The organism is Celeribacter baekdonensis B30, assembly GCF_000299875.1.
Taxonomy (GTDB): domain Bacteria; phylum Pseudomonadota; class Alphaproteobacteria; order Rhodobacterales; family Rhodobacteraceae; genus Celeribacter; species Celeribacter baekdonensis_A.
Genome location: NZ_AMRK01000002.1, coordinates 446044 through 465420, shown reverse-complemented (window position 1 = coordinate 465420; position 19377 = coordinate 446044). Strand labels below are relative to the sequence as shown.

Genomic DNA, 19377 nt, shown 5'->3' with positions numbered 1-19377 from the left:
ATGGGAAGAGAGAATGCGCACAAAACCCCTTTTGTCCGGCTTGGCGGCCGTTTTTTTCGCAACCCTTGGCGCGACACAAGCCTTTGCCCAAGATGCTGGTGAGCTTTTGGGTGCGCCTGTTTCCGGGAAAATGGGCTTTCAGCCCGCCGCGACCGAGTTGGCGCGCGATATTCACGGTCTGGATCATATGCTGAACTGGATTATCGGTGCGATTGTCCTTTTCGTTGCGCTTTTGATCCTTTGGGTGATCGTGCGCTATAATTCGCGCAGCAACAAAACCCCGGCGACCTTCACCCATCACACTCAAATCGAGGTGGCCTGGACGATCGTGCCGATTTTGATCCTTGTGGTGATCGGGGCTTTCTCGCTTCCGGTTCTGTTCAAGCAACAGGAAATCCCCGAGGGCGACATTTACATCAAAGTGACCGGGTATCAGTGGTACTGGGGCTACGAATATGTGGACGAAGGATTTGCCTTTGATAGCTACATGATCGGTCAACCGGCCACGGGCGGCGAGTATATGCGCACCCCTGAGGTTGAGCAGATGTTGGCCGATGCGGGTTACACCCCCGATCAGTTCCTCTTGGCAACGGATACACAGGTTGTTGTCCCGGTTGGCAAAACCATCGTTATGGGCGTGACCGGCGCGGATGTGATCCACAGCTGGACCATCCCGGCCTTTGGCGTGAAACAGGATGCGGTTCCGGGTCGTGTGGCTGAACTTTGGTTCAAAGCCGAGAAAACCGGCACTTTCTTTGGTCAGTGTTCCGAGCTGTGTGGCAAGGATCACGCCTTTATGCCGATCACGGTGAAGGTTGTGTCCGAGGCAGACTACGCCACATGGTTGGCGGGCGCGAAAGAAGAATACGCCTCGATCGAGACCGCTCCGAGCGCGGTTAAATTGGCCTTGGCTGAGTAAGCGTCTTTCATCATTTCAGGTGAGGGCGGGTCAACCGCCCCATCTGGCACATTAAGTCCCACGCACGAAAACGCCCTGTCCGCACAGACATAGACCCCACAGGCACAGACCCAAAGGGCAGGTTTGAGAGGGCAGGGCCAAGGAATAGGTAGACGCGATGACTGACGCGACGATCAACATGGACGACAGCCGCGAGGCCGGGTTTGGCGATTATTTCGCCTTGCTCAAGCCGCGTGTGATGTCTCTCGTCGTGTTCACCGCCTTCGCGGGCATGATCGTCGCGCCCGGTGGCATTCACCCGTTTATCGGCTTTTTCGCCATTCTGTGCATCGCCATTGGCGGCGGCGCGTCCGGCGCGCTGAACATGTGGTATGATGCCGATATTGATCAGGTGATGAAACGCACGAAATCGCGTCCGATCCCGTCGGGCAAAGTCGCCCCCGAAGAGGCGCTGGCGATTGGCCTCACCTTGTCGGCTTTCTCTGTCGTCATGCTGGGGCTTGCGACCAATTGGGTCGCCGCCGGGCTTTTGGCCTTTACGATTTTCTTTTATGCCGTGGTCTATACCATGTGGCTCAAACGCTCGACGCCGCAGAACATCGTGATCGGTGGCGCCGCCGGTGCCTTTCCTCCGATGATCGGTTGGGCCGCTGTGACGGGTGACATCACCCTGCCGTCCGTGTTGATGTTCATGCTGGTGTTCATGTGGACGCCGCCGCATTTCTGGGCTTTGGCACTGTTCATGAACGCGGATTACGACAAGGCGAAAGTGCCGATGTTGACCGTGACCCATGGCAAACGCGTCACCCGCAATCATATCCTGGCCTACACCGTGCTTTTGGCGCTGACCGCAGGTGCAATGTTCCTCACACCCTTGGCAGGCTGGGCCTATCTGGTGGCTTTTGTCGTGCTCAATGGCTTGTTCCTCAAGGGTGCGATTGTGATTTGGCGCCGCAATGAAGAGCAGGCCGAGGCCGACAATTACAAGGCAGAGCGGGCGTTTTTCAAACTGTCACTGGCCTATACTTTCCTGCACTTCACGGCGCTGATGCTGGACAAAGGGCTTATGGCCGCGGGCCTTGGAGGGCCGTTTTAAGATGGCAATCACCAAACTTCACGAAATTCATACCCGGCGGCGCTCGCGCAATGTTGGGCTTGGACTGGCCTTGGGCGTGTTTGTCATTTTGATGCTGGGGCTGACCGTGGCGAAAGTCACCGTGATCGACCCGGCGATCATGCAACGGGAGATTGCGAAGTAATGGCACTTCAGGGACCGCAAAAAACAGTTCTGCAACTTGTGGGGGTCGTTGCTCTCATGGGCGGGCTGGCTTGGGCGTCCGTGCCGTTTTATAGCTGGTTTTGCGCGGTGACCGGCTTTGGCGGCACCACGGCTGAGGCCTCGACAGGCTCCGATGTGATTCTGGATAAGACGATCAAAATCCGGTTTGACGCCAACACCGACCCGGATATGCCATGGGAATTCAAACCGGTTGAGCACACGATGGAACTGCGAATTGGCGAAACCGGGCTGGCCTTTTACGAGGCCTACAATCCGACCAATCGCACCATCGGAGGCACCGCGTCCTACAACGTTGCCCCGTTTGAAGCGGGCGGGTTTTTTACCAAAATCGACTGTTTCTGTTTCACCGAACAGGTGCTCAAACCGGGCGAGCGTGTGCTGATGCCCGTGACCTTTTATGTCGATCCTGAAATCACCACAGACCGGGATGCGAAGTTCGTACAACGCATCACCCTGTCTTATACCTTTCACGAAACCGACCTGCCCGACGACTACGCCGCTCTTGAGAGCGACGCAGCCCCGGTTTCAGGTCTGAACTAAGCTCGCATACGGGCAACCACCTCAAGGGAGAGGGACGCACATTATGGCGCATGAAAAGAACCACGATTACCACATCCTGCCGCCGTCGCCGTGGCCGCTCATGGGCGCTGCCTCAGCTTTTGTCATGCTGTTTGGCGCTGTCCAATGGATGGCCAACGACAACCCGTTCATTTTCCTGATCGGCTTTATCGGCGTTTTGTATGTGATGTGGAGCTGGTGGTCGGACACGATCAAAGAAAACCAGGCGGGCGACCACACAGCAGTGGTGCGCATCGGCCTACGCTATGGCTTTATCATGTTCATCATGTCCGAAATCATGTTCTTTGCCGCATGGTTCTGGGCGTTTTTCAAACACACGCTCTACCCGATGTCCGAATATCCGGGCGCGACCTATGTGCCGCCAGAAATCATCCCGATCGACGCGTTTCACCTGCCGCTGATCAACACGCTGATCCTGCTGTGCTCTGGGGCCGCTGTGACTTGGGCGCACCATGCTTTGGTGCATGGCAACGTGCGCAAAGACATCATCGCCGGTCTGGCCATCGGTGTTGGTCTTGGCGGTCTGTTCACCGTGTTCCAAGCCTATGAATATTATGAGCTTTTCGTACATGAAGGCTATACATTTGGCGGCGACTTCTTCTTTGGCTCCTTCTTCATGGCGACCGGGTTCCACGGTTTCCACGTCATCATCGGCACGATCTTTCTGACCATCTGTCTGGTGCGGTCGATGAAGGGGCATTTCACCCCTGACGATCACATCGGGTTTGAGGCTGCGGCGTGGTACTGGCACTTTGTGGACGTCGTTTGGCTGTTCCTCTTCGTGGCGGTTTACATCTGGGGCCAATAAATTTGGCACAGATCGGATGAGTATTTTGCTCACGGTAAAGACTTGATAGAAGGGCGCGATATTCGCGCCCTTTTGCGTGGGACCAGTTTTGGAGACGGCATGCTCAAACGAATGATCTTCCCCACCCTGATCGGTGTGATCGGCTGTGGCATCCTGATCTGGCTTGGGACATGGCAATTGGCGCGGATGGACTGGAAGGCGGGTATTTTGGCCGAGATCACCGCCGAGATCATCGCCGATCCGGTGCCCCTGCCTGCCGTGGTGGACCCGTCGATGAAATACCTTCCGGTGATGGCCGAAGGGGTGATTGGCGAGGGTGAGCTGCATGTTCTGGTCTCGCGCAAACAGATCGGTGCGGGCTATTTGATCGTAGCACCTTTGACGCTTTCGGATGGGCGTCGGGTGTTGTTGGATCGTGGCTTTGTGGAAGAAATGGCCAAGGATGCGCCGCGCCCAAAAGGGGCTGTGTCTGTGGTCGGCAATCTGCATTGGCCCGATGATATGAACAGTTCGACACCCGCGCCGGATCTGGGCCGCAACATCTGGTTTGGTCGCGATATTCCTGCCATGGCGGTGGCTTTGGGCACAGAGCCGATCCTGATTGTCGCGCGCGACAGCACGGGGGAGGGGATCGAGCCGATCCCGGTGGGCATCGAAGGCATCCCCAATGACCATCTGCAATACGCGATCACATGGTTTTCGCTGTGTCTTGTCTGGTTTGGGATGACTCTCTTCCTCTTGTGGCGTATCAGAACCCGAAAAGTTTAAAGCGGCGGACACAATGCGTTATATCTCGACCCGCGGCCAAGCGCCGGTGCTCTCATTCGAACAAGCGATGCTGACGGGGCTGGCCTCCGATGGCGGGCTTTATGTGCCTGAAACCATCCCGACACTCAGCGCGGATGAGATCGCAGGTCTGGCTGGAAAGTCCTATGAAGAGGCGGCGTTTATTGTCATGCGGCCCTTCATCGGCGACACGTTCACCGACGCCGAATTCAAAGAGATCATCGCCAAGGCCTACGCCGGGTTCAAACACGACGCCCGCGCGCCCTTGGTGCAACTTGGCCCAAACCATTTCCTGTTGGAATTGTTCCACGGGCCGACCTTGGCATTCAAAGATTTCGCCATGCAACTCATCGGGCAATTGTTCCAGGCGGCCCTGTCGCGCTCTGGCAAACGTGTGACCATCGTTGGCGCGACCTCTGGCGATACCGGGTCGGCGGCGATTGAGGCCTTTAAAGGCTTGTCCAACGTCGATGTGTTCATCCTCTTCCCGCATGGCCGCGTCTCCGACGTGCAGCGTCGGCAAATGACCACACCGCCTGAGGCCAATGTGCATGCGCTCGCCGTTGAGGGCGATTTCGACGATTGCCAAGCGGCGCTGAAAGAGATGTTTGCGGACATCGCGTTCCGCGATCACGTCAAACTGGCCGCCGTAAATTCAATCAACTGGGCGCGGGTTTTGGCGCAGGTGGTATATTATTTCACCTCCGCCGTCTCGCTGGGCGCGCCGCATCGCGAGGTGTCGTTTACTGTCCCGACCGGAAACTTCGGTGACATTTTCGCGGGCTACATTGCCAAGCGTATGGGCCTTCCGATCAAGGATCTGGTGATCGCCACCAACCAAAACGACATCCTGCACCGCACCATGGTGACAGGCGCTTATACCAAAGAGGGCGTGACCCCCTCGATCAGCCCGTCGATGGACATCCAAGTCAGCTCCAATTTTGAGCGCGCTTTGTTTGACGTCTATGACCGCGAAGGCGCGGCGATTGCGCAATTGATGACGGAACTCAAATCGGGCGAATTCAAAATCTCTCAAGGCGCGATGGATCGCCTGCGCGACACGTTCGCCTCTGGACGCGCGTCCGAGGACGAAACCTCCGCCACCATCTCCGCCATGCAGGCCCGCACGGGTGAGGTTCTGTGCCCACACACAGCCGTTGCGGTCAAAGTCGCGGAAGAGCATCTTTCGGATGTGCCGATGGTGTCGCTGGCGACCGCGCATCCGGCGAAATTCCCTGCCGCAGTCGAGGCCGCCTGTGGCATCCACCCGGCCTTGCCTGTGCATATGGCCGACCTGTTTGAGCGCGACGAGCGCTTTACAGTGGTCGCCAATGACCTGGATGGCTTGAAATCTCTCATTAAGGAGCGTCTCGCTTGAGCCCACGCATTCATACACTGCCCAACGGGTTCCGCATTGTGACGGAACTTCAACCCTCGATGCAGAGCGCCTCGATCGGCGTCTGGGTCTTGGCCGGTGGGCGGCACGAACGCGTTGAGCAAAACGGCATCGCGCATTTCCTTGAACATATGGCCTTCAAAGGCACCGAGCGACGCACGCCGTTGCAGATCGCCGAAGTGTTGGAAAACGTCGGGGGCTATTTGAACGCCTATACGTCACGCGAGGTCACGGCCTATTACGCGCGGGTGCTCAAAGACGATGTGTCTTTGGCGCTTGATGTGATCGGCGACATTGTTCTCAACCCGATCTTCGATCCGCGCGAACTCGAAGTCGAACGTGGCGTGATCTTGTCTGAGATCGGTCAGGCGCTTGATACGCCCGACGATGTGATTTTCGACTGGCTGCAAGAAGCGACCTTTCCGAAACAGGCGCTTGGCCGCACCATTTTAGGCCCTGCCGAACGGGTCCGCAGCTTTAGCCGCGATGATTTGGCGGGTTTTGTCGAAGAGCATTACAGCCCCGAGCGGATGGTGCTCTCGGCGGCGGGCAATATTGATCACGACCGGATCGTCGCAGAGGCTGCCGAGATTTTCGGCGGGCTCAAATCCCATGGCCGCGACCACGCCGATCCGGCGCGCTTTGAAGGCGGCGAATTCCGCAAGGTCAAGAAACTCGAACAGGCGCATTTTACCCTCGCCTTCGAGGGGCCGGGCTATCGCGACGAAGACATCTACATCGCTCAAACCGCGACCACCGCCTTGGGCGGCGGCATGTCCTCGCGGCTGTTCCAGGAACTGCGTGAAAAACGCGGGCTGTGTTATACGATCTATGCGCAATCGGGGGCCTATGCTGACACCGGCATGACCACGATTTACGCGGGCACGTCGGGCGATCAGGTGGGCGAATTGGCCGAGCTGACGATTGATGAAATGAAACGTGCCGCCGATGAGATGACCTTGGTTGAGGTCGACCGCGCCCGTGCTCAGATCAAAGCGGGTTTGCTCATGGGGATGGAAAGCCCCTCCTCGCGTGCCGAACGCAATGCGCGGATGATTGGCATCTGGGGCCGGGTGCCTGCGGTGGACGAAACCGTCAGGCGCATTGATGCGGTGACTCTGGACGGGGTGCGCGATTTCTTGGCCAAGATCGGCACAAGCCGCGCCTCCATGGCGCTCTACGGTCCGGTCAAAGGTGCGCCCGATTTGGCAGACCTGCGTGAAAGGTTCGCCGCCTGATGTTCCAACGCCGACCGAAGGTGAGGATTGATACGGAGCGCCTTGTGCTCCGATTGCCTTTGCATTCGGATTACCGTGCGTGGGCAGCGCTCAGGGGGGAAAGTGCCAGTTTTTTGCAACATTGGGAGCCGACCTGGGCCGAGGATCATTTGGCGCGCAAAGCCTTCACCAACAGGGTGTTTTGGGCCGAGCGGTCGTATAAATCGGATGCGGCATTGGCGTTGTTTTTGATCCGTCGTGAGGATCAAGCGCTTTTGGGGGCGCTCACACTTGACAACATCCGCCGTGGCCCGTCGCAAGCGGGCACCATCGGCTATTGGATCGGCGCGCGCTATGCCCGCCAAGGGTATATGAAAGAGGCCATCGCCGGCATGGTCCATCGCGCTTTTTCACGGATGGACCTCAGCCGGATCGAGGCGGCATGTTTGCCCGAAAACGTGGCCTCGCGCGGGGCTTTGGAAAAGGCCGGGTTCAAATACGAAGGCGTGGCGCAATCCTATCTTCAGATCAACGGGCGCTGGCGCAATCACGTTCTTTATTCGGCACTGCGCCATGATCGGCGTGGTCCAACCACTGTGGGCTTGGCTTGAGCGTGGCCCAAACGGCGCTTGATTGGCGCAGAGGAGCTTGATCCATGACCCAGCCCGCCACAGCCGCGTTTTTGGACCGCCTTGCGGCGGCTTTGCCCTCCGGCACCCTGCGCTCGCGTCGTCCCGGTGAATTGGAGGACCCGCGTGGGCGTTACCATGGCCAGGCGGCGGTGATCGCCTGTCCGGGCCGCGTCGAAGAGGTCTCGACCGTGGTGCGAATGTGCCATGAGGCGGGCGTGGGCGTTGTGCCTTTGGGTGGGGGTACGGGGCTGGTTTTGGGGCAGGTGGCCTATGACGGCCCCGCGCCGGTGATCTTGTCTTTGGAACGCATGACGGCGATCCGCGCAGTTTATGCGTCGGAAAACGTGATCATTGCCGAAGCGGGTGCGATTTTGACGGATGTCCAAGCTGCGGCCGCGGAGGCCAATCGCCTGTTTCCGCTGTCTTTGGCGTCTGAAGGCTCGTGTCGCATTGGGGGCAATCTTGCGACCAATGCGGGTGGGTTGAATGTGCTGCGCTATGGCAATGCGCGCGACCTGTGTTTGGGGCTTGAGGCGGTGATGCCGGACGGCTCGATTTGGCACGGTCTCAAACGCCTGCGCAAAGACAACACGGGCTATGATCTCAGGAACCTGTTGATCGGTGCCGAGGGCACATTGGGCGTGATCACCGCGGCCAGTTTGCGCCTTTTCCCGCGCCCGGATCACGCGGCCGCGGCGGTGTTTGTGGTGTCCTCGCCACAGGCGGCATTGGAGCTTTTGGCCATGGCGCAAGCGATGATCGGCGATGGCATTTCTGCCTTTGAACTGATGTCCGGCATGGGGTTCGCGTTTCTGTCGGAGACGATGCCCGATCTGCGCCAGCCGTTTGAGACTCCTCCAGAGTGGTGCGTGTTGATTGATCTGGGGCTGTCCGGGGTGAGTGACCCTGAAGAGCGACTTTCCGCCCTGTTTGAGGCGGGCAGCGCGGCTGGGCTGGTGAGCGATGGTGTTTTGTCGCAAAATGAGGTCCAGCGTCAGGCCTTTTGGGCGTTACGCGAAAACATCCCCGAGGCCAATCGGCGCATTGGCTCGATCTCGTCGCACGACATTTCCATCCCGCTGTCGCGTATCCCGGAGTTTATCCCTGAAGGGATTGAGCGACTTGGAAAAATCGCCGACATCCGGGTCAATTGCTTTGGCCATTTGGGCGATGGCAACCTGCATTATAATGCGTTCCCGGCCAAGGGGCGCAGCCGCGCCGAGTATGAGAATGTCCGGGGCGCGGTAAAGGCCTGTGTGCATGATCTGGTGGCCGAATATGATGGCTCGATCAGCGCCGAACACGGGGTCGGGCGGTTGAAAATGGAAGACTTGGAGCGCTATGGCGATCCGGTCAAATTGGCCACGATGCGCGCGATCAAAGCGGCACTTGATCCGAAAGGCATCATGAATCCCGGCGCGGTTTTGCGCCAGATCGACGATCAGTTTGAGTAAAAACTACGCCCTGACCGGGGGGCGGTCAGGGCGCGTGTGATCACTCACATGTGGTGCAAACAGCGTCCCGGCTCCTCGGGACAGGGCAATGATTAGGCTTGAGTCCTTACCAAACCGTTCACGTTCCCTCAAATTGGCACAGGGCATGAATGTCATAGCTTAGGTTTTCCAAAACGGCGCGCCCGCCCAGCTCCGGCAGATCGACGATAAAGGCACAGCCAACGATTTCGCCGCCCAAACGTTCGATCAATTTGATCCCCGCCGCCGCCGTGCCGCCCGTCGCCAAGAGATCATCAACCACAAGGATTTTCTCGCCCGGTTGGATCGCGTCGTCATGGATTTCGACAATCGCCTCGCCGTATTCGAGTTTGTATTCCTCGGAAATCACCGTGCCCGGCAGTTTGCCTTTCTTGCGGATCGGCACAAAGCCGATGGAAAGTTGGTGAGCAATCGCGCCGCCCAAAATAAACCCGCGCGCCTCAAGGCCGACGACCTTATCAATCTGCATTCCGACATAGGGCGCAAGCATCTGGTCAATCGCCAAACGCATCCCGCGCGGATCGGCAAAGAGGGTGGTGACATCGCGAAACATGATCCCTTCGTGTGGAAAATCGACGATGGTACGGATGTAATCTTTGACGGTTTTCATAGAGATTCCTTTTGCTTACGCGCGTTTGAGCGTGGCGGTCAGCGCGCCCATGCCGATCAGGGCTACGCCGCCGGTCCGGGTCAAATTGCGCAACACGCGCGGGCGTTGGATGCGTTGGCGCATCTTGTTGGCCAAAAGCGCATAGGCCAGCGCATTGAGTGCGGCCAGCCCCACGAAGGTGGCGATCAGGGCGGCGAATTGCGGCGCAAGGGCCGCCTCGGGCCGGATGAATTGCGGCACGAAGGCGATGAAAAAGCCGATGGATTTGGGATTGAGCGCGGTGACCAGGGCGGCATGACCAAACACATGTGTGGCGCTGACGTGATCCATCTGGGTCACATCGCCAAGACTGGCTTTGGGTGCGGAGCGCAGCATTTTAACGCCGAGATAGAGCAGATAGACCGCACCAACCCATTTGAGCGCAACAAAGGCCGTGGCCGAGGCGGCCACCAGCGCGCCAAGTCCCAAAAGCGAGGCGCTCATGGCGATCAAATCGCCCAAGGCGACGCCCAAAGCGGTGGCAACGGCGACCCGCTTGCCTTGGGTCAGCGCATAGGACAACACCAAAAGGATGGTCGGGCCGGGGATGATCAGCAACACGAAAGAGGCGGCGGCGAAGGCCAGCCAAAGATCAAAACTCATGTCTTATCCTTTCAAAACGCGACCGGCGACGGTCGAGAGTTTTTCGATGACGGCCGGATCGCGTCTGTCCGGCGCGGTCATGATGGCAAACTCAAGCGCCCGGTCACAGCCGTGTTCGCAGGGCGCGTAGGCCTCGGACAGCAGCGCGGGCAGGGCCGCGACAAGTGCTTTGGCGTGGTGCGTGTTGGCCTTGAGCGTGGCAAAAATCGCGGTGATGTCGACCGCGCCGTGATCTGGGTGCCAACTGTCATAATCGGTGACCATGGCGACGGAGGCGTAGCAGATTTCGGCCTCTCGGGCGAGTTTCGCCTCGGGCATATTGGTCATGCCAATCACGTCACAGCCCCACTCGCGGTACAGTTTGCTTTCGGCCATCGAAGAAAACTGCGGGCCTTCCATGGCGAGGTAAGTGCCGCCTTTATGGACCGCCACGCCAGTGGCGCGCGCCGCCTCATAGGCCAAGCCAGACAGGCGTTCACAGACAGGATGGGCGACCGACACATGGGCGACGCAGCCGGTGCCAAAGAATGATTTTTCGCGTGCGAATGTCCGATCAATGAATTGATCGACAATGACAAAATCGCCCGGTGCCATCTCTTCGCGAAAACTCCCCACGGCGGAGACGGACACAAGATCGGTGACGCCGAGTTGTTTCATCGCATCAATATTGGCGCGATAATTCACGGTGCTGGGCGATTGCACATGGCCGCGTCCATGACGGGGCAGAAAGGCCATTTTGACGCCCTCCAACGTGCCGGTCAAAACCGCATCGGAGGGCGCCCCCCAAGGGGTGTCGATCTCTTGCCATGTGGCTTGTTCCAACCCGTCGATCTCATAGACCCCCGAGCCGCCCATCACACCAATCATTCGCTGCATTGCTGTCTCCTTGCATGGCCAGTTGATGCAAGTTTGCGGCGCAGAAAAAGGGCGCGCAAGGGGCAATTACGCCCGCCGGATGCGGGACCCGCCGCGAACCGTTTCAAGTGGGCGTCTCGACCCGCTGTACCCAGACCGATTGATACCACAATTCTGCGGGCGCTTGTGATTCCATAAAGGCGATGTCGTAGGCGTCACGACCGACCGAGATGATCGCCATGTCATCGGCGTGGCACATGCCCGTGGCGTCGACCAAATGCCACGCGCCACTGAGCCAGACTTCGGCAACGGCGTGGAAATCTTGTGGCGTGACATAGGGGCTATAGGTGGCGACCATGCGGGCGGGGATTTGGGCGGCTCGGACCATCGAACACATCAGATGGGCGTAATCGCGGCACACACCTTGGCGTCCGGCGAAGGTTTCCAACACATTGGTGTCGGTATCGGAGCTTCCGGGGACATAGGACAGGTTGGTTTCGATCCAATCGCGGATCGCGGCCACCTTTTGCCCACCGGAAAGCCCGCCAAAGCGTTTGCTCACAAAACTGACGAATTTATCCGACTGGCAATAGCGCGAGGGCCGCAGGTAGGGCACGACCTCGCTCGGCAACATATGCCAGGGTGCGGCCACAAGCCCATCAAGGGCGACGCGCGGGCGGGTGATGTCCAACAGCGCACTGTAATTGAGCAACATCTCATAGCCGTGCACGCGGGCAAAGACGCGCTGACCCACATCCGAATCCCCATTGATGCGGCTGATCTCGGCATCGCCAATCAACAGGCTTTCATAGACGATCTCCTGGCCCGGCGCATGAGCCGCCTCAAGCGCCAAAAACACCGTGTTCGGGTTTGGAAAGCGGTAGGTCATCGCGACGTCGATTTGAATGCGCATTCCGTATCCTATGGGTGTGGCTGAATAAGTACAAAGCCGACAGGGGTGGGGAGAAGCTGCCCTCTCTCTTTCTGCCGTATCTGGTCTTGGATCAGCTTTCAACGGGAGTCAGAGGTCCGTGGCCTCGTCCCGTTGGAAGGCGCGTCGTTTTCACAAAACGGTTGCGTTGAGGATGCCGCATGACCGTTTGATAGGCTAACCCGGCAGCGTCACAATCAGCGCGCCCTTGCTGGTCGCCACGACCGTGTGTTCGTATTGGACGACGGGGGCGCTTGGGGTGCTGTAAAGGGTCCAGCCATCCTCGCCTTGGTCGGCCCAAAGCCCACCTGTGGACAGAAAAGGTTCGACGGTGAGCACAAGCCCTTTGCGGATGCGGCGTTTGTCACCCCGCGTTGGCCACGTGGCAATTTCCTCAGGGTCTTCGTGCAACGCCCGACCCACGCCATGGCTGGCGAGATTGCGGATCAGCGTGTATCCGCGCGCCTGTGCGAAGCGGCCAATGGCATTGCCGATGCCCGCCAAGGGTTTGTCTGCGCCGACCTGTGCGATCCCGATCTGCATGGCGCGTTTGCCATCGCGGCACAGGCGGTCCAGTTTCTGCGGTCCAGATTTGGACGACAGGGTAGAGACCCGATGGGTCGCACCAGTGTCGGCAAAATAGCCATTTTTGGACGCCGACACATCAATATTGACCAGATCGCCGGGAGAGATCACCCGATCTCCTGGGATGCCATGGGCGATTTCTTCGTTCACACTGATGCAGGTGGTGCCCGGAAACCCATAGGTGGCGCGCGGCGCAGACACGGCACCGACGCGTTCAAGACAGGCGCTGCCGATGTCATCAAGTTCGCGTGTCGTCATGCCGGGTTCCATCGCTTTCGACATGACCTGCAACGTGTTGGCGACAATCCGGCCGATGTCTTTCAACCCGTCCAACTCGTCCTGATGGGTGATCGTCATGCGGGGCATGTCCTTCTATCGAGGCGGCGTGCGTAGGTGAGGCGCGTCTGTTTTGCATGCGCGCGCCTCGCTGTCATGCCCTCAATCATTCGGGCGAGTCAATTCAAACACCTCGGTCACCTCGGCATAATCGCGGTAGCCAAGGCGCGACAACATCCGGGCTTTGACCGCGTCAAACCGTCCGTCCACCACGCAGTCCGGGCGGATGTGGATGGCGACGACTGTGCCAAAGACCACATGGTTGTCCTTGCCTTCGAGTTGCACAATCTGGGTCATTTTGCATTCGAGTGCGGCGGGCGCGTCTTCGACCCGCGAACAGGCGATGTCGCGACAGGGCGCGCGCAGGGCCCCGGAATGGGTGAATTCGTCCTCGTGAAAGTCCAAGGCTTCGGAGGAGGCATTCATCACAGAGATTTGCGCCGCACTCACCAGATTGACGCAAAACTCTCCGGTCTCGCGAATGTTGCGGATGCTGTCTTTGCTGCCGACCGAGGCAAACATCACCTGAGGCGGAACATAGGCAACGGCATTGAAAAACGAGTAGGGTGCGAGGTTCTCAACGCCTGTGGCCGAACGCGACGAGATCCAGCCGATTGGGCGCGGCGACACGATGGCGTTGAACGGATTATGCGGCAGGCCGTGGCCCTCGGTGGGTCGATAAAACATCTTGGCGCTGTCCTCTTCTTCGCGTTGCCCCTCATCTAGCGCCGTGTTAAAGCCTTTTCAATTCACTTGAGGCAGGGGGGCCTTGAAAAGGCCCGCGACATCAGGCTGTTGCACGGCGTTTTACGAAAATCACCGGGGTCGATTTTCGTAAAACGCTTTCGCGGGATTTCGAGCCAAAATCCGGGCGCATTGCGGGTTCGGTCAAAGAAGGACAAGGGCAGGGGCAGGCGTGTATCAGCTCGAAGTTGAAACGGCGGATGATTACTGGGAGGTTGAGAACCTCTATGACACCTGTTTCGCGCCTGGGCGCGAACTGTTGTCCTCGTACCGATTGCGGGATGGCGTTGAAAAAGTGTCCGATCTTTGCCTCGTGGCGCGCGATCCAGATGGGATTTTGGCCGCCGTCATCCGGTTTTGGCCGATCCGGGTGGGCACGGGAGAAGATCGCGCTTTGTTGCTTGGCCCCGTGGCCGTTCACCCGACACGGCAAGGCGAGGGTTTGGGCGGATTGTTGATCACCGAAGCCATGGCCGAGGCGGTCAAACTGGGCTGGGAGCGGGTGCTTTTGGTCGGGGATGAGCCCTATTATGCCCGCTTTGGCTTTGAAAAACTGGACCATGTCGAAATGCCGCCACCAACCAACCCGGACCGGGTTTTGGGAGTGGCATTGCGGCCCGGTGCGTGGGATACCGTGTCCGGACTGGTGCATAAAGACGATTGAGCGCCCATCTGGGACTTGGCAAAGCCCGACAGTCCCCCCAATTATCATACATGAAACAAAAAACACCCGCCCTGACCGACGGTGACAACGCCGTGTTGCAAGCTCCGACTCCGGAGGCCATTCGCGCCCTTGCGCGTCGGCTCAAACGTGCCAACACGCCGGGGATGCAGCTTTTGAACCTCGTGGGCGGCACGGCGGACGGGCTGTTTGGCAAATTGCCAAAACCTGTGCGCGCACATCTTGAAGGGGCAACGCTTTCGGCGCTTGAACTGGCTTTTGATGGAGCGGCGCGCGGGCGGCGCACGGTCAAGGGCACCACATGGCTGTCGCGGGCTGTGACCTGCGGTTTGGGCGCGGCGGGTGGGGCGGGCGGATTGCCAACGGCCTTGGCTGAATTGCCGGTGACCACGACCGTGTTGCTCCATGCCATTCAAAATGTGGCGGAAGAATACGGGTTTGACCCGGAGCGCGAGGACATCCGTAAAGCCTGTATCCAAGTCTTTGCCGCCGCAGGCCCTTTGGAGACTGATGACGGCGCCGACCTTGGGTTTCTGGCGACACGCACGACCTTGACCGGGGCGACATTGAACGGGATCATCGCCCGTGTCGCGCCCCGCCTGTCGGTGGTGTTGGGGCAAAAACTCGCGGCGCAAACCGTGCCGATTTTGGGCGCTGTTGCCGGAGCTATAACCAATTACGCCTACACCGCCTATTATCAGGACATGGCCCATGTCAGCTTTGGTATGTTGCGTTTGGCCGAGGACAGCGATCAGAGTTTTGATCAGCTCAAAGAGCTGTTGCGGGTCGAAATGAAGCGTTAATTCATAAATTTAAGCAATCATGCCGTGGTTCGCCAGATAGGCGATCAAATCTGCGCGCACCGATTGCGCACCACGGGCGGCAGCCTCGTCGATCACGGCCGTCACTTCATTCAAGTCCAACCGGCGCAACACCGATTTCACCGGACCAATTGAGGCCGGGCGCATCGAGAGCGTGCGCACGCCCATGGCGGTCAGTGCGATGGCCTCGAGCGGACGCCCGGCATCTTCACCACAAAAGGACACCGGCGTCCCAAATCGGTCACAGCGGGCGACGATTTGGCGGATGAAGCTGAGGAAGGAATAATTCAGCGTGTCATAGCGCTTGCGGACCCGTTCATTTTCACGATCTGCGGCAAAAAAGAACTGTTTCAGGTCATTGCCACCGATGGAAATAAAGTCGGTTTCCTCGAAAAATCGATCCGGGGCAAAGGCCAGAGAAGGCGTTTCCAACATCGCGCCGACCTTGATTGAGGCGGGGGGAGCGTGGCCGAGTTTCGCCTCGCTGTCCAGAACTTCCATCAGGATCGCACGGGCTTGGCGGAATTCTTCGAACTGGGCCACGAAAGGGAACATAACGGTCAGCGGGCGGCCTGCGGCGGCGCGCGTCAGGGCCTGAAGCTGCATCCGCATGACGCCGCGTTTGTCCAACCCAACCCGGATCGCACGCCAGCCCATCGCCGGGTTTGGCTCGTCCTGCGGCTTCATATAGGGCAGCACCTTATCGGAGCCGATGTCGAGAGTGCGAAACACCACGGGCTTGCCGCGCGCGGCGTCCATGACTTGCGCATAGATCGTTGCCAACTCGCCCCGACGCGGGACTTTGTTGCGGATCAGGAATTGCAATTCGGTGCGAAACAGCCCGACGCCCTCCGCGCCAGAGGTGGCCAGAGACGGCAGATCGGCCATCAGCCCCGCGTTCATATGCATGGCGATGGTTTTGCCACAGGCGGTTTCGGCCGGCAGACCCACGAGACCCGCATAGCGTTTTTGTGCCTCGGCCTGCATCGCGATTTTGTCGCGAAAGGCAAGGGTGACAGTGTCGTCGGGCCGCAGGTGCGCGATGCCTTGATCACCATCAATCAGGATCGCATTGCCGTTCAACGCCTCGGTGGTGATGCCCTCGGCATGGATCACCAAAGGGATCGCCCAGGCGCGCGCCACCACGGCGGCATGGGAGCCAACGGAGCCCTGTTCCAACACGATGCCTTTGAGGTTCTTGCCATAATCCAACAACTCGCCGGGACCGATGTTGCGGGCAACGAGGATCGGGTTCTCGGGCATTTCCGCCCCGGTCTCTGACCCCTGTCCGGTCAGAATGCGCAACAGGCGATTGGACAGATCATCGAGATCATGCAGTCGCTCGCGCATATAGGGGTCGGGGGCGGTGGCCAAACGACCCCGTGCGGTGGATTGTTCTTTTTCAACGGCGGCCTCGGCGGAGAGGCCTCGGTCGATGTCCTCTTCCATCCGGCGCATCCAGCCGCGCGAATTGGCGAACATCCGGTAGGCCTCAAGCACCTCGCGCTGGTCTTTTTCCGCCGGTTCCACGGTGGCGAGCATGCCGTCCACCGAGAGGCGCAGCGTGTCGATCGCGGCTTTGAGCCGGACTTTTTCGGCCTCGGGATCGTCGGCCACCGGGTTGGTCACAACGACGCGCGGTTCGTGCAGATAGACATTGCCCTCGGCCACACCCTCCTGACCTGTTGCGCCCTTGAACATCACCGGGTGTTGGTGCAGCGCGGCCATACCGCCTTCTTCGGAAATGAACGCGCCGAGTTCGGTCATTTCGGCCAGCACCATGGCGACCACTTCAAGCGCATAGATTTCATCGCCGGAAAACTCCCGCGCCTCCTTCGATTGAACCACCAAGACGCCTAGGATTTCGCCCAGACGTTGGATCGGTAGACCAAGGAAAGAGGAATAAATCTCTTCGCCCGTTTCGGGCATATAGCGAAAGCCGCGCTCAGAGGGCGCGTCAGCGGTGTTGACGATGCTGCGCGCGCGCGCGACACGGCCGACAAGCCCCTCTCCGACGCGCATCCGGGTTTTGTGGACGGCTTCGGCCTTGAGACCTTCGGTGGCGCAGAGTTCAAGCGTATCGGAATCGCGAAACAGGTAGATCGAACAGACTTCGGTATACATGCTGTCCGCGATCAGATGGGTGATGCGATCCAGACGGGTTTGGCCAGCACTGCTTTCGGCAAGCGTGTCGCGCAGCCGACCAAGCAGTTTCCGGCTCTCAGATTCCAGATGTTGGGGCATGTCCCGCCGTTCCCTTCGCGCCTGTTTTTGGCGTCTCATGTTTAGAGCACTGATGTGGCGATTGCCCAGAGGAAATCAACCTTAAGAGCGGTTGTGAGCAAAGAATTGCGCGGAAAAAGTGCAGAAAATTCTGTGCCTTGATGCTGCATGCGCAGAAAGAACACCCCCCTGACCTGTGGCGACCTCAGTGACGCGCACTTCGATTTGAGTTGCGATTTTAGCTGCGGTTTTGCCGATCCGACTCAAGTGGGAGATGTCAAAACGGTCGTTGGATTTCAGGCAATATCCCAGCATCCGATCAAATCCGGCATGGCCAAGCCAAAGCAGGCCAATGAGAGCAGGCCCAATGAGAGCAGGAATGGGGTGTTGAGGGTCAGGCCAAGGAAGGCGAGAAGGAAACCGATACCGTAGAGGCGCCAGAAGCTCTAGGCCAATCGCCGAAGCGCGGTTCAAAAGAAAACCCCCGCCAGTGAGGCAGGGGTCTGGGGTCGTCTGAACGCGATGCGCGCGCTTAGGCTTTGTCGAGCTCGAACGCGTCGTGCAGGGCCTGAACCGCCAATTCTGTGTATTTACGGTCGATCAGCACGGAGATTTTGATCTCGGAGGTGGCGATGACCTTGATGTTGATGCCTTCGTCAGAGAGCACTTTGAACATCTTGGCGGCCACACCGGATTGCGAGCGCATCCCAATGCCAACGAGCGAAATTTTCGCGACGGTTGTGTCGGAAATCAGCTCTTCAAAATTAAAGTCCCCGCGCTCTTTGGCGGCATCCAGTGCGGCTTTCGCGCGGGCCACCTGATCCACCGGACAGGAAAAGGTCATATCGGTGCGACCGTCTTCGGAGATGTTTTGGATGATCATATCGACGTTGACACCGCTTTCGGCCAAAGGCCCGAAAATGGCGGCGGCGATGCCGGGACGGTCAGCAACCGACACGAGAGTCATTTTGGCTTCTTCGCGGGAGGCGGCGACGCCGGCCACAGGTTTGTTTTCCACGATATCCTCCTCGGCACAGATCAACGTGCCAGCATTGGGGTCATATTCCTCGAACGAGGACAGCACACGCAGTTTGACGTTAAAGCGCATCGCCAATTCGACGGAGCGGGTTTGCAACACTTTCGCACCAAGCGACGCCAGTTCAAGCATCTCTTCAAAGGCGATTTTCTCGAGCTTGCGGGCTTTGCTTTCGATCCGCGGGTCGGTGGTGTAAACACCGTCCACATCGGTGTAGATATCACACCGCTCCGCGTCAAAAGCGGCGGCAAAAGCCACGGCGGTGGTGTCTGATCCACCCCGGCCCAACGTGGTGATCCGGCCTTCATGCGAAATGCCTTGGAACCCCGCCACGACAGCCACTTTCATGCCCTCGCCGAATTTGGCCAAGATATTGTCGGTCGGGATCTCTTCGATCCGCGCGGCGCCGTGGGCGGAATTGGTCTTGAGCGGCACTTGCCAGCCCTGCCAGGAGCGAGCGGGCACGTCCATCTCTTGCAAGGTCAACGCCATCAGCCCCGCCGTCACGTTCTCGCCCGAGGACACCACGGCGTCATATTCACGCGCATCATACATCGGCGAGGTTTCATTGACGAAACCGACGAGTTTGTTGGTTTCGCCCGACATGGCAGAGACGATGACGATCACGTCATAGCCATTTGCAACCTCACGCCCCACGCGCTTTGCGGCGCGGCGGATGCGGTCAAGCGTGGCGACGGATGTTCCGCCGAATTTCATCACGAGAATTGGCATGATGTGCCCCGTTCCCCCGTTAAATTTAACCACGTCGTCCTAAGAGACCT

General features: G+C 58.9%; 21 protein-coding genes. 12 read left to right on the top strand and 9 right to left on the bottom strand.

Features of this window, described 5'->3' with window-relative positions:
- The first annotated feature begins 13 nt into the window (after nt 1-13).
- The 10 genes from coxB (at nt 14) to B30_RS05770 (ending at nt 9091) form a co-directional block, all read left to right on the top strand.
- Nucleotides 14-919 carry a cytochrome c oxidase subunit II gene (gene coxB, locus B30_RS05810; protein ID WP_009571100.1) on the top strand — a complete coding sequence of 302 codons (906 nt, stop codon included), beginning with the start codon at nt 14-16 and terminating at the stop codon, nt 917-919.
- 157 nt (nt 920-1076) lie between these two features.
- Nucleotides 1077-2015: a heme o synthase gene (gene cyoE, locus B30_RS05805; protein WP_009571099.1), complete on the top strand. Its 939-nt coding sequence runs from the start codon at nt 1077-1079 to the stop codon at nt 2013-2015.
- A 1-nt stretch (nt 2016) separates the two neighbouring features.
- Nucleotides 2017-2178, top strand: coding sequence for a hypothetical protein (locus B30_RS21940; protein WP_009571098.1), 162 nt, complete (start codon nt 2017-2019; stop codon nt 2176-2178).
- On the top strand, nt 2178-2759 hold the full coding sequence (locus B30_RS05800; protein WP_009571097.1) for a cytochrome c oxidase assembly protein: 582 nt from the start codon (nt 2178-2180) through the stop codon (nt 2757-2759). The genes B30_RS21940 and B30_RS05800 overlap by 1 nt, the downstream gene beginning before the upstream one ends.
- A 43-nt stretch (nt 2760-2802) precedes the next feature.
- On the top strand, nt 2803-3606 hold the full coding sequence (locus B30_RS05795) for a cytochrome c oxidase subunit 3 (protein ID WP_009571096.1): 804 nt from the start codon (nt 2803-2805) through the stop codon (nt 3604-3606).
- 99 nt (nt 3607-3705) lie between these two features.
- On the top strand, nt 3706-4374 hold the full coding sequence (locus B30_RS05790) for an SURF1 family protein (RefSeq protein WP_040401978.1): 669 nt from the start codon (nt 3706-3708) through the stop codon (nt 4372-4374).
- 13 nt (nt 4375-4387) lie between these two features.
- On the top strand, nt 4388-5770 hold the full coding sequence (gene thrC / locus B30_RS05785) for a threonine synthase (protein ID WP_009571094.1): 1383 nt from the start codon (nt 4388-4390) through the stop codon (nt 5768-5770).
- The gene (locus B30_RS05780; RefSeq protein ID WP_009571093.1) at nt 5767-7026 is read left to right on the top strand and encodes a M16 family metallopeptidase; all 1260 of its coding nucleotides are present in this window, start codon (nt 5767-5769) and stop codon (nt 7024-7026) included. Before thrC ends, B30_RS05780 begins: the two co-directional genes overlap by 4 nt.
- Nucleotides 7026-7616, top strand: coding sequence for a GNAT family N-acetyltransferase (locus tag B30_RS05775; RefSeq protein WP_009571092.1), 591 nt, complete (start codon nt 7026-7028; stop codon nt 7614-7616). Before B30_RS05780 ends, B30_RS05775 begins: the two co-directional genes overlap by 1 nt.
- Before the next feature lie 44 nt (nt 7617-7660).
- Nucleotides 7661-9091 carry an FAD-binding oxidoreductase gene (locus B30_RS05770; RefSeq protein ID WP_009571091.1) on the top strand — a complete coding sequence of 477 codons (1431 nt, stop codon included), beginning with the start codon at nt 7661-7663 and terminating at the stop codon, nt 9089-9091.
- A 118-nt stretch (nt 9092-9209) separates the two neighbouring features.
- On the opposite strand, the gene B30_RS05765 is transcribed toward B30_RS05770, so the two are convergent.
- The 6 genes from B30_RS05765 to B30_RS05740 all read right to left on the bottom strand — a co-directional run bounded on the left by B30_RS05765 (nt 9210) and on the right by B30_RS05740 (nt 13776).
- Entirely contained in the window at nt 9210-9740 is a 531-nt protein-coding gene (locus tag B30_RS05765; protein WP_009571090.1) for an adenine phosphoribosyltransferase, read from the bottom strand.
- A 15-nt stretch (nt 9741-9755) separates the two neighbouring features.
- Nucleotides 9756-10382 carry a LysE family translocator gene (locus tag B30_RS05760; protein WP_009571089.1) on the bottom strand — a complete coding sequence of 209 codons (627 nt, stop codon included), beginning with the start codon at nt 10380-10382 and terminating at the stop codon, nt 9756-9758.
- A 3-nt stretch (nt 10383-10385) separates the two neighbouring features.
- Nucleotides 10386-11258 (bottom strand): S-methyl-5'-thioadenosine phosphorylase, encoded by an 873-nt coding sequence (locus B30_RS05755; RefSeq protein ID WP_009571088.1) that lies wholly within the window; start codon nt 11256-11258, stop codon nt 10386-10388.
- A 103-nt stretch (nt 11259-11361) separates the two neighbouring features.
- On the bottom strand, nt 11362-12150 hold the full coding sequence (locus B30_RS05750; protein ID WP_009571087.1) for a transglutaminase-like domain-containing protein: 789 nt from the start codon (nt 12148-12150) through the stop codon (nt 11362-11364).
- Between the two features lie 195 nt (nt 12151-12345).
- On the bottom strand, nt 12346-13110 hold the full coding sequence (map, locus tag B30_RS05745; protein ID WP_009571086.1) for a type I methionyl aminopeptidase: 765 nt from the start codon (nt 13108-13110) through the stop codon (nt 12346-12348).
- A gap of 81 nt (nt 13111-13191) precedes the next feature.
- Complete coding sequence (locus B30_RS05740; RefSeq protein WP_009571085.1) at nt 13192-13776, bottom strand: flavin reductase family protein; 585 nt, start codon at nt 13774-13776, stop codon at nt 13192-13194.
- A gap of 229 nt (nt 13777-14005) precedes the next feature.
- On the opposite strand from B30_RS05740, the gene B30_RS05735 reads away from it, so the two are divergent.
- Nucleotides 14006-14497, top strand: a complete 492-nt coding sequence (locus B30_RS05735) for a GNAT family N-acetyltransferase (RefSeq protein WP_009571084.1) — start codon at nt 14006-14008, stop codon at nt 14495-14497.
- 50 nt (nt 14498-14547) lie between these two features.
- Nucleotides 14548-15318, top strand: a complete 771-nt coding sequence (locus tag B30_RS05730) for an EcsC family protein (RefSeq protein WP_009571083.1) — start codon at nt 14548-14550, stop codon at nt 15316-15318.
- A gap of 9 nt (nt 15319-15327) precedes the next feature.
- On the opposite strand, the gene ptsP is transcribed toward B30_RS05730, so the two are convergent.
- From ptsP to B30_RS05720, 3 genes are all read right to left on the bottom strand, one after another.
- Nucleotides 15328-17580, bottom strand: coding sequence for a phosphoenolpyruvate--protein phosphotransferase (gene ptsP / locus B30_RS05725; protein ID WP_009571081.1), 2253 nt, complete (start codon nt 17578-17580; stop codon nt 15328-15330).
- 81 nt (nt 17581-17661) lie between these two features.
- A complete protein-coding gene (locus tag B30_RS22720) occupies nt 17662-18033 on the bottom strand; it encodes a DUF4260 family protein (protein WP_100220047.1) in 372 nt (123 codons plus the stop codon).
- 58 nt (nt 18034-18091) lie between these two features.
- The gene (locus tag B30_RS05720) at nt 18092-19327 is read right to left on the bottom strand and encodes an aspartate kinase (RefSeq protein WP_009571079.1); all 1236 of its coding nucleotides are present in this window, start codon (nt 19325-19327) and stop codon (nt 18092-18094) included.
- Between the last annotated feature and the right edge of the window lie 50 nt (nt 19328-19377).

Coding starts and splice junctions, on each gene's coding strand:
- B30_RS05755 (WP_009571088.1), bottom strand. CDS start 11,258: ATGCAGCGAATGATTGGTGTGATGGGCGGCTCGGGGGTCTATGAGATC.
- B30_RS05790 (WP_040401978.1), top strand. CDS start 3,706: ATGCTCAAACGAATGATCTTCCCCACCCTGATCGGTGTGATCGGCTGT.
- map (WP_009571086.1), bottom strand. CDS start 13,110: ATGACGATCACCCATCAGGACGAGTTGGACGGGTTGAAAGACATCGGC.
- B30_RS05765 (WP_009571090.1), bottom strand. CDS start 9,740: ATGAAAACCGTCAAAGATTACATCCGTACCATCGTCGATTTTCCACAC.
- B30_RS05770 (WP_009571091.1), top strand. CDS start 7,661: ATGACCCAGCCCGCCACAGCCGCGTTTTTGGACCGCCTTGCGGCGGCT.
- B30_RS05795 (WP_009571096.1), top strand. CDS start 2,803: ATGGCGCATGAAAAGAACCACGATTACCACATCCTGCCGCCGTCGCCG.
- B30_RS05760 (WP_009571089.1), bottom strand. CDS start 10,382: ATGAGTTTTGATCTTTGGCTGGCCTTCGCCGCCGCCTCTTTCGTGTTG.
- B30_RS21940 (WP_009571098.1), top strand. CDS start 2,017: ATGGCAATCACCAAACTTCACGAAATTCATACCCGGCGGCGCTCGCGC.
- B30_RS05730 (WP_009571083.1), top strand. CDS start 14,548: ATGAAACAAAAAACACCCGCCCTGACCGACGGTGACAACGCCGTGTTG.
- cyoE (WP_009571099.1), top strand. CDS start 1,077: ATGACTGACGCGACGATCAACATGGACGACAGCCGCGAGGCCGGGTTT.
- B30_RS05750 (WP_009571087.1), bottom strand. CDS start 12,150: ATGCGCATTCAAATCGACGTCGCGATGACCTACCGCTTTCCAAACCCG.
- B30_RS05720 (WP_009571079.1), bottom strand. CDS start 19,327: ATGCCAATTCTCGTGATGAAATTCGGCGGAACATCCGTCGCCACGCTT.
- ptsP (WP_009571081.1), bottom strand. CDS start 17,580: ATGCCCCAACATCTGGAATCTGAGAGCCGGAAACTGCTTGGTCGGCTG.
- thrC (WP_009571094.1), top strand. CDS start 4,388: ATGCGTTATATCTCGACCCGCGGCCAAGCGCCGGTGCTCTCATTCGAA.
- B30_RS05800 (WP_009571097.1), top strand. CDS start 2,178: ATGGCACTTCAGGGACCGCAAAAAACAGTTCTGCAACTTGTGGGGGTC.
- coxB (WP_009571100.1), top strand. CDS start 14: ATGCGCACAAAACCCCTTTTGTCCGGCTTGGCGGCCGTTTTTTTCGCA.
- B30_RS05740 (WP_009571085.1), bottom strand. CDS start 13,776: ATGTTTTATCGACCCACCGAGGGCCACGGCCTGCCGCATAATCCGTTC.
- B30_RS05775 (WP_009571092.1), top strand. CDS start 7,026: ATGTTCCAACGCCGACCGAAGGTGAGGATTGATACGGAGCGCCTTGTG.